This is a genomic window from Streptomyces sp. NRRL F-2580 (assembly GCF_000720115.1).
Taxonomy (GTDB): Bacteria; Actinomycetota; Actinomycetes; order Streptomycetales; family Streptomycetaceae; genus Streptomyces.
This window is the reverse complement of the sequence record NZ_JOIR01000010.1, coordinates 110214-123231: the sequence shown is the minus strand read 5'-3', so window position 1 is coordinate 123231 and position 13018 is coordinate 110214. Positions and strand designations below refer to the sequence as shown.

Here is a 13018-nt window from a genome sequence, read left to right as displayed (position 1 = left end):
CCACTGACACTCTGTCAGATACGGCATACCGGTCGGGTCGTCTCAAGGGGCGGTCCTACGGTCCAGAATGTGGTCGCCTCCGGGGAGCCTGATCCCTACGGACGTAGGGTGGGTTCTGGGGGTGCTCACGCCTCGAAGGAGGTCCAGTTCAGTGACCAGCCAGGTCAGCAGCCCAGCCGAGCAGGCCGACGGGGCTGGGGGTGCGGTTGTCGGTGGACAACGCACTCCGGCGAGCCCGGGCAGCAAGGAAGTACGCCGTCTCGATCGTGTGATCATCCGGTTCGCGGGTGACTCCGGTGACGGTATGCAGCTCACCGGTGACCGCTTCACCTCGGAGACCGCGTCGTTCGGAAACGACCTGTCGACGCTGCCGAACTTCCCCGCCGAGATCCGCGCCCCCGCCGGAACCCTCCCGGGCGTCTCCTCCTTCCAGCTCCACTTCGCCGACCACGACATCCTCACGCCCGGCGACGCCCCGAACGTGCTGGTGGCGATGAATCCCGCGGCGCTGAAGGCGAACATCGCGGACGTGCCGCGCGGCGCGGAGATCATCATCAACACGGACGAGTTCACCAAACGTCCCATGGCCAAGGTCGGCTACGAGACCTCGCCGCTGGAAGACGGCTCCCTGGACGCGTACAACCTCCACCCGGTACCGCTGACCACCCTGACGGTCGAGGCGCTGAAGGACTTCGGGCTCTCCCGCAAGGAGGCCGAGCGCAGCAAGAACATGTTCGCTCTGGGCCTGCTGTCGTGGATGTACCACCGGCCCACCGAGGGCACCGAGACGTTCCTGCGGCAGAAGTTCGCGAAGAAGCCGGAGATCGCCGAGGCGAACATCGTCGCCTTCCGGGCCGGCTGGAACTTCGGGGAGACGACGGAGGACTTCGCGGTCTCCTACGAGGTCGCCCCCGCCACCCGCGCCTTCCCCACCGGCACCTACCGCAACATCTCGGGGAACCTGGCCCTCTCCTACGGCCTCATCGCCGCGAGCCAGCGGGCGGACCTGCCCCTCTACCTGGGCTCCTACCCGATCACCCCGGCCTCGGACATCCTGCACGAGCTGTCGAAGCACAAGAACTTCGGCGTGCGGACCTTCCAGGCCGAGGACGAGATCGCCGGCATCGGCGCGGCGCTCGGCGCGGCCTTCGGCGGGGCGCTCGGGGTGACCACCACCTCCGGGCCCGGTGTGGCGCTCAAGTCGGAGACCATCGGTCTCGCGGTGTCGCTGGAGCTTCCGCTGCTCATCGTGGACATCCAGCGTGGCGGGCCCTCCACCGGTCTGCCGACGAAGACGGAGCAGGCGGACCTCCTCCAGGCCATGTTCGGGCGCAACGGCGAGGCGCCCGTCCCGATCGTGGCCCCGCGGACACCCGCGGACTGCTTCGACGCCGCCCTCGACGCGGCCCGGATCGCGCTCACCTACCGGACCCCGGTCTTCCTGCTCTCCGACGGCTACCTCGCCAACGGGTCCGAGCCCTGGCGGATCCCGGAGGTCACGGACCTGCCCGACCTGAAGGTCAAGTTCGCCACCGGCGCGAACCACGCCCTCGCCGACGGCACCGAGGTGTTCTGGCCGTACAAGCGGGACCCGGAGACCCTCGCCCGGCCGTGGGCCGTTCCCGGCACGCCCGGCCTCGAACACCGCATCGGCGGCATCGAGAAGCAGGACGGCACCGGGAACATCTCCTACGACCCGGCCAACCACGACCTCATGGTCCGCACCCGGCAGGCGAAGGTCGACGGCATCCGGGTACCGGACCTGGACGTCGACGACCCGGACGGAGCAACCACCCTGGTCCTGGGCTGGGGTTCCACCTACGGCCCCATCACCGCCGCCGTGCGCCGGCTGCGGGGCGCCGGACTCCCCGTCGCGCAGGCCCACCTGCGCCACCTGAACCCCTTCCCCGGGAATCTCGGCGAGGTCCTGGAGCGTTACGAGAAGGTAGTGGTGCCGGAGATGAACCTCGGGCAGCTCGCCATCCTGATCCGGGCGAAATACCTGGTCGACGCGCAGTCGTACACCCAGGTCAACGGAATGCCGTTCAAGGCGGAGCAGCTCGCAAAGGTCCTCGAGGAGGCCATCAATGACTGAGGTGACCGTGACCGACGGGTCCCGCACACTGCTTTCGCTGGTGCCCAAGGCCGAGTCCAAGCAGTCGATGAAGGACTTCAAGTCGGACCAGGAGGTCCGCTGGTGCCCCGGCTGCGGCGACTACGCCGTGCTCGCCGCCGTCCAGGGCTTCATGCCCGAACTGGGGCTGGCGAAGGAGAACATCGTCTTCGTCTCCGGCATCGGCTGCTCCTCGCGCTTCCCGTACTACATGAACACGTACGGGATGCACTCCATCCACGGCCGTGCGCCCGCCATCGCCACCGGCCTCGCCACCTCCCGGCGCGACCTGTCCGTATGGGTGGTCACGGGCGACGGGGACGCGCTCTCCATCGGCGGCAACCACCTGATCCACGCCCTGCGCCGCAACGTCAACCTCAAGATCCTGCTGTTCAACAACCGGATCTACGGGCTGACCAAGGGGCAGTACTCCCCCACGTCCGAGGTCGGCAAGATCACCAAGTCCACGCCGATGGGCTCGCTGGACTCGCCGTTCAACCCGGTGTCGCTGGCGATCGGCGCCGAGGCCTCCTTCGTCGCCCGTACGGTCGACTCCGACCGCAAGCACCTCACCGAGGTGCTGCGCGCGGCGGCCGACCACCAGGGCACGGCGCTCGTGGAGATCTACCAGAACTGCAACATCTTCAACGACGGCGCCTTCGAGGTCCTCAAGGACCGGGACCAGGCGCTGGAGGCCGTGATCCGGCTGGAGGACGGCCGGCCGATCCGCTTCGGCGCGGACGGCGCGAAGGGCGTCGTGCGCAACCCGGCCACCGGGGACCTGGAGGTCGTGGAGGTCACCCCGGACAACGAGTCGCGGATCCTGGTCCACGACGCGAAGACCGCCAGCCCCACGACGGCGTTCGCGCTCTCCCGCCTGGCCGACCCCGACACCCTGCACCACACCCCCATCGGGGTCTTCCGCAGCGTCGAACGGCCCGTCTACGACACCCTCATGGCGGACCAGCTCGACACGGCCATCGACCGCAGCGGCAAGGGCGACCTCGGTGCGCTGCTGACCGGCAACGACACCTGGACCGTCGTCGGCTGACCCGCACGACACGCACACGGCCGTACGAAGCAGCACGAAGCCGTACGAAGCCCGGATCTCGCGGGGGATCCGGGCTTCGTCATGTGCGGCTCTCAGGTGGGCGGGGGCGGGCCCGGCCACGCAAGCCCCTGGCGATGTCATGAGTATCTCGCAAGAACGGGCATGACATCCGGGCCGCGCGGCGCTACGGTCGTGGAAGTTGGCTGGAAGTCGTACAGGAGGCCCCGTGAAGGCGGAGAACGAGCAGCGCACGGGTTTGCTCTACGGATTCGGCGCATACGGGATGTGGGGCCTGGTCCCCCTCTTCTGGCCGCTCCTGATGCCCGCGGGAGCCGTGGAGATCCTCGCCCACCGCATGACGTGGTCCCTGGCCGTGGTCGGCCTGGCGCTGCTCGCGGTGCGCCGCTGGGGCTGGATACGGGAGCTGCTGCGCCAGCCGCGCAAGCTCGGCCTGACCGCGCTGGCCGCATCGGTGATCAGCGTGAACTGGGGCCTGTACATCTGGTCGGTCAACAACGGCCACGTCGTCGAATCGAGCCTCGGCTACTTCATCAACCCGCTGGTCAGCATCGCGATGGGCGTGCTCGTGCTGGGCGAGCGGCTGCGCCGCGTGCAGTGGGTGGCGGTCGGCCTCAGCTTCGTCGCCGTCCTCGTGCTCGCCATCGGCTACGGCCGGCCGCCGTGGATCTCGCTGGTCCTGGCCTGCTCGTTCGCGACGTACGGGTTGATCAAGAAGAAGCTCAACATGGGCGGGCTGGAGTCGCTGGCCGCCGAGACGGCCCTGCTGTTCCTGCCGGCCCTGGGCTACCTGCTGTGGCTGACCGCGCAGGGCCGGTCCACCTTCGCCTCGCAGGGCGTCGGGCACGCGCTCCTGCTGGCCGCGACCGGACTGGTCACCGCGATCCCGCTGGTGCTCTTCGGGGCGGCCGCCATCCGCGTCCCGCTGTCCACCCTCGGGCTGCTCCAGTACATGGCCCCCGTCTTCCAGTTCGGGCTGGGCGTCCTGTACTTCCACGAGGCCATGCCGCCCGAGCGCTGGGCCGGCTTCTCCCTGGTGTGGGCCGCGCTCGCGCTCCTGACCTGGGACGCGCTGCGCACGGCTCGGCGCTCCCGGGCGGCCCTCGCGGCGGCCCCCGCCGTCGTGGCGGCGCCGGCCCGCGAGCCCGCGTAACAGCCGCCGCCGGGTACGCACCGGCAAACGCTCCGCCCTCACGATCCCCGGTACGGACCACCCGTACCGGGGATCGTCCGTTTTCCGAACTGCCCTGACCGAATTGTGGTCTTGACGGACAGTCATACTCTCGCTGAACATCAGGCTCGCACTGACGCACTAACGCTCACCTGCTCTATCCCGCTCGTTCCGTCATATCCCCGCGGAATCCCGGAGCCCCCACATGAGCCTGTCCGTCTCCCGGCGCCTTGCTGCCGTGACCGCTTTCGCGGTCGCCGGCCTGATCGCCTCCACCGCACCCGCCGCCCTCGCCGCCCCCACGGCGGTCACCGCGGCGCCGACCCCGCCCGACATACCGCTGGCCAACGTCAAGGCCCACCTGTCGCAGCTCTCCACGATCGCCGCGAACAACGGCGGCAACCGCGCCCACGGCAGGGCCGGCTACAAGGCCTCGATCGACTACGTGAAGGGCAAGCTCGACGCGGCCGGCTTCACGACCACGCTGCAGACCTTCACCTCCAGCGGCGCCACCGGCTACAACCTGATCGCCGACTGGCCGGGCGGCGACCCCAACTCGGTGCTGATGTCCGGCTCGCACCTGGACTCGGTGACCGCGGGCGCCGGCATCAACGACAACGGCTCCGGCAGCGCCGCCGTCCTGGAGGCCGCGCTCGCCGTCTCCCGTGCGGGCCTGCAGCCGACGAAGCACCTGCGCTTCGGCTGGTGGGGCGCGGAGGAGCTGGGCCTGATCGGCTCGAAGTACTACGTCAACAACCTGCCGGCCGCCGAGAAGGCGAAGATCTCCGGCTACCTGAACTTCGACATGATCGGCTCGCCGAACCCGGGCTACTTCGTCTACGACGACGACCCGACGATCGAGCAGACCTTCAAGAACTACTACGCGGGCCTCGGCATCCCGACCGAGATCGAGACCGAGGGCGACGGCCGCTCCGACCACGCGCCGTTCAAGAACGCGGGCATCCCGGTCGGCGGCCTGTTCTCCGGCGCCGACTACACCAAGACGGCGGCCCAGGCGCAGAAGTGGGGCGGCACCTCCGGTCAGGCCTTCGACCGCTGCTACCACTCCTCCTGCGACAGCCTGTCGAACATCAACGACACGGCCCTGGACCGCAACGCCGACGCCATCGCGTACGCGATCTGGAACCTCGGGGCGGGCACCCCGGTCCCGCCGGGCCAGTCCTTCGAGAGCACGACGGACGTGAACATCCCCGACTCCCCCGCCGCCGCGGTCAACTCGCCGATCACGGTCTCGGGCGTCGCGGGCAACGCCCCGGCCACCACCAAGGTGGACGTGAACATCGTCCACACCTACCGCGGTGACCTGATCGTGGACCTGGTCGCCCCGGACGGCACGGTCTACAACCTGCACAACCGCGCCGGCGGCAGCGCCGACAACCTCGTGCAGTCGTACACCGTCAACGCCTCCAGCGAGGTCGCGAACGGGGTCTGGAACCTCCGGGTGAAGGACGCGGCCGCGCAGGACGTCGGTTACATCAACAGCTGGAAGATCACCTTCTAGGCGCACCGCCGGCCACGCGGCACACGGCCTGAGCACCGAGAGCACCGAGAGCTCCGGCACGATCCGACCCGATCGTGCCGGGGCTCACCGCCGTCTCGGCTACGCCTCCTCGGCGCGGCCCTGCAGCGAGGCCGGCAGCGGTTCCTGGATCCGGGCGCGCAGCTCCTCGGCGACGGCCGCGATGTCCGCGCGCCCCAGCTTCGCCGCCTCCACGAGGTCGCCGAGCTCCTCCGGCGAGGGCAGCTGCCGGGCTCCGGCCACGCGGAGGTACGAGCGGGTCGCGGCGGCCGCGTAGAACTCGTTCATCGGGGATTCCAGCGCCGGGCACACCGCGAGGGTGTGCAGAAACGCGGCGGCCCGCCACGCGGTGTCCGGGGCGGGCTGTTCGGGCACGAGGACGAGGTCGTTCTGGTGCCGGGCGACCGCGGCGGCCACCCCGGAGGGGTCCCAGACCGCGGGGTCGGACGGGAGATGGTGGGCCAGAGCGGTCCAGGCCCACTCCATGGTGATCTTCAATGCCCGAACCGCTCCTGGAAGTAGCTCCAGTGGTCGGCGAACTCCTCTATGCCGGACAGGAACTTCTTCCGGTCCTCGTCGAGTTCGCGTTCCGTGACCTCGGTGATCAGCGCGGTGACCGTCGTCCCCAGCGCCGCCGCGCGCGCCTTCAGGCGTTCGTGGAACTCTTCGTCCAGGCGGATGGTGACGTGTCTCGACATGTCCAACACCGTACAGCGGCCGTGCTGTACGGGCAGCCGGAATGCCGCGAGGGTGGGCCGGGACACAGTCCCGGCCCACCCTCGCGGCGCTCTCGTGCGCGGTGACCGCCCGAGTGACTACTTGTTGGCGTCGGCCGCCTTCACCAGCGCGTCCTTGGTGACCGCGCCGACGTAGACCTTGCCGTCGTCCGTTACCAGGGCGTTGACCAGGCGGGTCGACAGGACCCGGCCCTCGCCGAACTTCCCGGTGACCTTGTCCCCGAGGGAGTCGAGGAACTGCTTGGCCCCCTTCGGGGCGTTCTTGTCGTTCGCCGAGTTCTCGAAGTCCTTCAAGCCCTTGCCGGCGCCCGAGTCGATCCGCGCGACGGTCGCCCAGCCCTCGCCGAGCACCTTCACGTCGCCCCGGCCGTTCGGGCCTCCCAGCAGGCCGTCCAGGCCCGGGAAGGACTCCAGCGCCTTGAACCCCTCGCCCTTGTCGCCCTTGCCCGCCTCGTCGACGCCCTCGGTCAGCTTGGCGCCCTTGGGCGGGGTGAAGGCGAAGGTGTCGGCGGCCGGCTTGGCGAAGTCCACCTTGGTGAAGCCGGCGTCCACGATCGGCTTGCCGCCCTGGGAGGAGAGCAGCTGCACGCGCAGCGGCACGCCGTTCTTGGCGTCCACCGCGATCTGGACCGAGCCGACGGTGGAGCCGCTCTGCTTGGGCTTGAGCACCAGCTGGTAGGCGTCCCGGCCGGCCACCTGCGCGGTGTCGCCCACGCTGACGTCGGTGGTCGGGCCGGCGGCCTTCAGGAGCTCCTCGGCCATCTTCTGGGGGGAGGCGGCCAGCCGGTCGGCCGTCTTGTGGTCCTTGCCCTTGTCCTTGCCGGCGTCCTTGCCGGACTGCGGGTCCTTCTCGTGGAAGACCTCGTTCGACTTGGAGTCGTAGCCCCAGACGTCGTCGCCGTTGTGGATGAGGCTGTACTCGTCCTTGCCGTCCAGGAACGTCAGCTTCTGGCGGTCGGGGCCGTCGGCCGCGACGCGGAAGGTGTGCGTGCCGTTGGCCAGCTGCGCGACCTTGTCCTCCGGGTTGGCGGAGCCGCCGGCGACCCCACCGCCGCCGAGCAGTCCGGTCGCGATCTTGGGAAGACCCAGGTCGGTGCTGATCTTGGCCGTGCCCGACAGCTGCTGTACGTCGGAGGCGGCGACCTTCTCGATGAGCTGCTGCGCCGTCACCTTCGGCAGGTCGGGCCCGCCGGCGTTGGCGAAGGCCGGGACCATCGCCACGGTCGCCGCGGCCACACCCGCCACCGCCACCGGTACGGCGTACCGGGCGACCTTGCGAGAAGTCTTCGTGTTCGCTGCCATGTCAGTGCCCTGCCCTCTTGTGTCGACGGCGGCGACCGCCGTGTCGCCGCGCTCACCCGATCTGGTGGGGTTGATGACTCCATCTGACCAAATCACCGGCGCCGGGGCGTCAGTCCCCGGACGCAACTGCGCGTACGACCGTGGGATGACACGGGAAGGGCCCTCCTGCCCGGACCCGTAGGGGTCACCGGGGCGGAAGGGCCCGTTCCGATCCTGCGGGTGCGGGACACCCCTCGCTGGCCTAGCCGGCGCGGTGCACCACGGCGTCGCAGAGCTCTTCGAGCGCCGACTTGGCGAAGCACTCGGGCAGCGGCGCGAGCGTGGCCCGCGCCTCCTCCGCGTACCGGACGGTGTCGCGGCGGGCCTGCTCCAGGGCGGGGTGCGCGCGCAGCCGGGTCAGCACCTCGGCGTGGCGGGCGTCGTCCGTCAGGTCGCCGTCAAGGAGGCGTACGAGTTCCAGGTCCTCGGGGCGCCCGTCCCGCTCGGCCATCTCGCGCAGCCGCAGCACGGGCAGCGTGGGAATGCCCTCGCGCAGGTCGGTGCCCGGGGTCTTGCCGGACTCGTGCGCGTCGGAGGCGATGTCGAGGACGTCGTCGGCGAGCTGGAAGGCGGTGCCGAGCCGCTCGCCGTACTGGGTGAGGATGTCGACGACCGACTCGTCGGCGCCGGCCATGAGCGCGCCGAAGCGGCCGGAGACGGCGATCAGCGAGCCGGTCTTGCCGGCGATGACGTCGAGGTAGTGGGCGACGGGGTCGCGGCCGTCGCGCGGACCGGCCGTCTCCAGGATCTGACCCGTCACCAGCCGCTCGAAGGCCTCGGCCTGGATGCGTACGGCCTCGGGGCCGAGGTCGGCCAGGATGTGCGAGGCGCGGGCGAAGAGGAAGTCGCCGGTCAGTACGGCGACCGAGTTGCCCCAGCGGGCGTTGGCGCTCTCCACGCCGCGGCGCACGTCGGCCTCGTCCATGACGTCGTCGTGGTAGAGGGTCGCCAGGTGGGTGAGCTCGACCACCACGGCGGAAGGAACGATTCCGGGCGCGTGGGGATCCCCGAAGCGGGACGCGAGCATCACCAGCAGCGGCCGGAACCGCTTGCCCCCGGCCCGGACCAGGTGCTGTGCGGCCTCGGTGATGAAGGGGACTTCGCTCTTGGTGGCCTCCAGCAGACCCGCCTCGACGGCGGCCAGTCCGGCCTGGACATCGGTCTCAAGAGCCTGGTCCCGCACGCTCAGTCCGAACGGCCCGACGACGGTCACGAGGGGTACTCCTGTCTGCTGACGATCACGCTGACGATCACATGGATTGTCGATGTGTCGCTGCCATCACTCAAGCCAGCGTATCGGGTCTCTTTTCGATCACCGAGAGCGCCTTCCCGGCCACCACCCGAGCACTGTCCGATGCGCACCGGTATGTTCTGAAAGAGCCGAAACAACCGGAGCATATGTTTTGTCCAGAACTGCGACCGACAGGGACGAGCCCGCGGATCCGGCGGACGAGCGGCCGCCACCCCGCGACGACCACGCCTTCCTCGGCCACCCGCGCGGCCTCGCCACGCTATCCGGCCTGGAGGTCTGGGAGCGCTTCTCCTTCCTCGGCATGCAGGCGATCCTCGTAGATGCGGTCGGCGAGCCATCCGCCGGCGACGGAGACGAGGTAGACCATGGTCCCGTACGCCGCCGAGACGGAGGCCGCGGTGCCCGGGGCCATGCCCAGGCCGCCGTTCGCCACCGCGTCCGCGAAGTCGCAGCCAGACGATGGCGCTGTGGTTCCTCTCCCTCGCGCTCGCCAACGGCATCCAGGCCCCGGTGGTCACGGTGTACGGGCAGGTGTCGAACCCCGTGTACTTCGGCCTCAACGGCGCCGTCGCGGTGGCGGTGGGCCTCGCCGTGATCGCGCTGGCCCCGTGGCTGCGGCGCACGATGCACCCCGTCCGCTGAGGTCCATGGAGGTGGTTCCCGCATGATCATCCGTACCGCGTTCCCGTACGAGACCACCCACGAGGATGTCCGGATCCCGATGGCCGACGGCGTGGAGCTGTACGCGCGCGTCTGGCGGCCGGTGACGGACCAGCCGGTTCCGGCACTGCTGGAGTACCTCCCGTACCGGCTCACCGACTGGACCGCGCCGCGGGACTGGCAGCGCCATCCCTGGTACGCGGGCCACGGCTACGCGTCGGTACGGGTGGACGTGCGCGGCCACGGCTGCAGCGGAGGCCGTCCCGGCGACGAGTACGACGCCCGGGAGCTGGCCGACGGCGTCGCGGTGGTGGAGTGGCTGGCGGCGCAGCCGTGGTGCACGGGCTCGGTGGGGATGTTCGGGATCTCCTGGGGCGGCTGCAACTCCCTCCAGATCGCCGCCCTCGCCCCGGAGGCGCTGAAGGCGGTCGTCACCGTCTGCTCGACGGACGACCGCTACGACAACGACGTGCACTACATGGGCGGCTCGGTGCTGGCCGTGGACATGCACGCCTGGGCGGCGACGATGCTGGCCTTCGCCTCCCGGCCGCCGGACCCGCTGTTCGTCGGCGACGGCTGGCGGCAGCAGTGGCTGGACCGGCTGGAGGCCGTCGAACCGCTGGTCCACACCTGGCTCTCGCACCAGACCCGCGACGCCTACTGGCGCCACGGCAGCGTCTGCGAGGACTACGGGGCGATCGGCGCGGCGGTGCTCGCGGTCGGCGGCTGGCACGACCCGTACCGGGACACCGTGCTGCGGCTGGTCGAACACCTGCCGTCCGGGCGGGTACGGGGTCTCATCGGGCCTTGGTCGCACCAGTACCCGGACCGCGGACTGCCCCCGGGACCGGCGATCGGCTTCCTCCAGGAGACCCTGCGCTGGTGGGACCACTGGCTGCGGGACATCGACAACGGGGTGATGGACGAGCCGCTGCTGCGCGCCTGGATCAGCGACTCGCACCCGCCGGCGACGGTGTACGAGGAGCTCCCGGGCCGCTGGGTCGGCGAGAAGGCCTGGCCCTCGGCGTCCGTGATCCCCGTGCCGTACGTGTTCCAGGGCGCGCCGGTGGACGTCGCCTCGCCGCAGCACACCGGGATGGACGCCGGCCGCTTCTTCCCCTTCGGCAACGACGCCGACCTGCCGCCGGACCAGCGGGAGGAGGACGCGAAGTCGGCCTGCTTCGAGTTCCCCGTGGCGGCCGGGGAGCCGGTGGAGATCCTGGGCCGGCCCTCGGTGACCCTGCGGCTGCGGCTCGACGTGCCGTACGGGCAGGTCGTGGCCCGGCTGTGCGACGTCGCCCCGGACGGGACCTCGACGCTGGTCACGCGGGGCGCGCTGAACCTGTCGGCCCGCCAGGGCCGGGACCGGGCCGTGCCCTGGCCGGTGGGCTCGTACGAGGACGTCACCTTCGAGCTGAACGGCATCGGCCACGCCTTCCCGCCCGGGCACCGGATCCGGCTCGCCGTGTCCTCCGCGTACTGGCCGTGGATCTGGCCGCGCGCCGGGTCGGAGGCCGGCTGGACCCTGGACCCGGCGGGCAGCGCGCTGACCCTGCCGGTGCGGGCGGCCTCGCCGGCCGTGGACGGGGGGATCGTGTTCGAGCCGCCGGAGCAGGCGCCGCCGCTGGGGGTCGCCTTCCCGGCCACGCTGGACGAACCGCGCCCGGAGCGAGTGGTCGTACGGGACGTCGCGCGCGGAACGTGGCGGCTGGAGGTGGACCCGCGGTACGGGGGCACGCGGGTGTACCCGGACGGCCTGGAGTTCAGCGAGGACGCGGAGGAGGTGTACGAGATCCAGGACGCCGACGCGCTGTCCGCGCGGGCCCGGTCCCAGTGGCGGATCCGGCTCCACCGGCCCGAACTGGGCTGGGACGTACGGGTGGAGACCCGGGCGGAGATCTCGTGCGACGAGGGCGGCTTCCTGACGTCGAACGAGGTGGTGTGCCGGGAGGGGGGCGAGGTGGTCTTCCACCGCACGTGGGAACGGCGGTTGCCTCGGGCGGCGGGCTGAGCGGGTCCAGGGGTGGGTTCCGCCGCCTGCCCGGCGCGGCGCCGCTGCTGGGGCTCCGCCCCAGACCCCGCTCCTCAAACGCCGGAGGGGCTGGAATCGCGCGGCCCGCGCTGGAGGGCTGACGCCGGCAAAATCCAGCCCCGCCGGCGATTGAGGCGCGGGGGTGCGGGGGCGCCCCGGAGACGGCGGTCAGCCGTACAGGCGCTCCAGGACCACCGCGACGCCGTCCGCCTCGTTCGACAGTGTCAGCTCGTCCGCCACCGCGACCAGCTCGGGGTGGGAGTTGGCCATGGCCACCCCATGGGCGGCCCACGCGAACATCGGGACGTCGTTCGGCATGTCCCCGAAGGCGATCGTCCCGGCAGGGGACGCCCCCAGGACTTCGGCCGCCCGCGCGAGCCCACTGGCCTTGTCGATGCCCGGCGGCTGGAGTTCCACCGTGTGCTCCCCCGCCATCGTGACGTTCACCAGGTCCCCGACCACCGCCCGCGCCACCCGCGTCAGCTCGTCGTCGTCCAGCTCCGGGTGCTGGAGCAGCACCTTGTTGATCGGGGCGGCCCACAGGTCCGACCGCCGCGGCACCGGCACCGTCGGCAGGTGCGGGTGCCACATCCGGTAGCCGGGCCCTATCAGCATCTCCGCGTCCAGTCCCTCCTGGTTCACCGCCGCGTAGACCTCGCCGATCTCCGCCTCGATCTTGCCGAGGGCCACCTCGGCCAGTTCCCGGTCCATGGCCACGGAGTGCAGCAGGCGCCCGCGCGCCGCGTCGTACACCTGCGCGCCCTGCCCGCACACCGCGAGCCCTGTGTAGCCGAGGCCGTCCAGGACGTGTCGGACCTGGGGGACCGGGCGGCCGGTGACGATGATGTGCCGGGCGCCGGCCGCGCGGGCCGCCGCGAGGGCCGTGTACGAACGGGCCGAAACGGTGTCCCCGGCGCGCAGCAGAGTCCCGTCCAGGTCAGTGGCGATCAAGGCATAGGGGAGGGCCGGAGGCGGGGCGGAAGTCACGGCGCCAAGGATACGGACCCCTTTGGACAAGTCCTACAAATAGAGCGCGAATCCGGCCTCCCACACGCCCCGCCAGCCACGTAACGTGTCAACCAGCTCCCGGGACACCCCCGGAC

11 protein-coding genes and 1 pseudogene are annotated in these 13018 nt (G+C 70.9%); 6 read left to right on the top strand and 6 right to left on the bottom strand.

Going from position 1 to position 13018, the window contains the following annotated elements:
- Positions 1-151 precede the first annotated feature (151 nt).
- From IF88_RS0112315 to IF88_RS0112300, 4 genes are all read left to right on the top strand, one after another.
- A complete protein-coding gene (locus tag IF88_RS0112315; protein ID WP_030710235.1) occupies positions 152-2095 on the top strand; it encodes a 2-oxoacid:acceptor oxidoreductase subunit alpha in 1944 nt (647 codons plus the stop codon).
- On the top strand, positions 2088-3164 hold the full coding sequence (locus tag IF88_RS0112310) for a 2-oxoacid:ferredoxin oxidoreductase subunit beta (protein WP_030710234.1): 1077 nt from the start codon (positions 2088-2090) through the stop codon (positions 3162-3164). Before IF88_RS0112315 ends, IF88_RS0112310 begins: the two co-directional genes overlap by 8 nt.
- Before the next feature lie 226 nt (positions 3165-3390).
- Positions 3391-4335 carry an EamA family transporter RarD gene (rarD, locus tag IF88_RS0112305; protein WP_030710233.1) on the top strand — a complete coding sequence of 315 codons (945 nt, stop codon included), beginning with the start codon at positions 3391-3393 and terminating at the stop codon, positions 4333-4335.
- A gap of 223 nt (positions 4336-4558) precedes the next feature.
- A complete protein-coding gene (locus IF88_RS0112300) occupies positions 4559-5875 on the top strand; it encodes a M28 family metallopeptidase (protein ID WP_030710232.1) in 1317 nt (438 codons plus the stop codon).
- Between the two features lie 99 nt (positions 5876-5974).
- Here IF88_RS0112300 and IF88_RS0112295 read toward each other — a convergent pair whose 3' ends face one another.
- The 5 genes from IF88_RS0112295 to IF88_RS46470 all read right to left on the bottom strand — a co-directional run bounded on the left by IF88_RS0112295 (position 5975) and on the right by IF88_RS46470 (position 9635).
- Positions 5975-6391 carry a hypothetical protein gene (locus tag IF88_RS0112295; RefSeq protein ID WP_234323500.1) on the bottom strand — a complete coding sequence of 139 codons (417 nt, stop codon included), beginning with the start codon at positions 6389-6391 and terminating at the stop codon, positions 5975-5977.
- Complete coding sequence (locus tag IF88_RS0112290) at positions 6388-6591, bottom strand: hypothetical protein (protein WP_234323499.1); 204 nt, start codon at positions 6589-6591, stop codon at positions 6388-6390. The genes IF88_RS0112295 and IF88_RS0112290 overlap by 4 nt, the downstream gene beginning before the upstream one ends.
- A gap of 117 nt (positions 6592-6708) precedes the next feature.
- Entirely contained in the window at positions 6709-7932 is a 1224-nt protein-coding gene (locus tag IF88_RS0112285; RefSeq protein ID WP_030710229.1) for a LolA family protein, read from the bottom strand.
- 241 nt (positions 7933-8173) lie between these two features.
- A complete protein-coding gene (locus IF88_RS0112280; protein WP_030710228.1) occupies positions 8174-9184 on the bottom strand; it encodes a polyprenyl synthetase family protein in 1011 nt (336 codons plus the stop codon).
- 298 nt (positions 9185-9482) lie between these two features.
- Positions 9483-9635: a hypothetical protein gene (locus IF88_RS46470; RefSeq protein WP_158754358.1), complete on the bottom strand. Its 153-nt coding sequence runs from the start codon at positions 9633-9635 to the stop codon at positions 9483-9485.
- Between the two features lie 38 nt (positions 9636-9673).
- On the opposite strand from IF88_RS46470, the pseudogene IF88_RS0112270 reads away from it, so the two are divergent.
- Both IF88_RS0112270 and IF88_RS0112265 read left to right on the top strand, forming a co-directional pair.
- Positions 9674-9865: pseudogene (locus tag IF88_RS0112270) on the top strand (MFS transporter); the annotation flags it as partial.
- Between the two features lie 22 nt (positions 9866-9887).
- Entirely contained in the window at positions 9888-11894 is a 2007-nt protein-coding gene (locus IF88_RS0112265; protein WP_030710226.1) for a CocE/NonD family hydrolase, read from the top strand.
- Between the two features lie 189 nt (positions 11895-12083).
- Here the strand turns inward: IF88_RS0112265 and IF88_RS0112260 are convergent, their stop codons facing one another.
- Positions 12084-12902: an HAD family hydrolase gene (locus IF88_RS0112260; RefSeq protein WP_030710225.1), complete on the bottom strand. Its 819-nt coding sequence runs from the start codon at positions 12900-12902 to the stop codon at positions 12084-12086.
- Between the last annotated feature and the right edge of the window lie 116 nt (positions 12903-13018).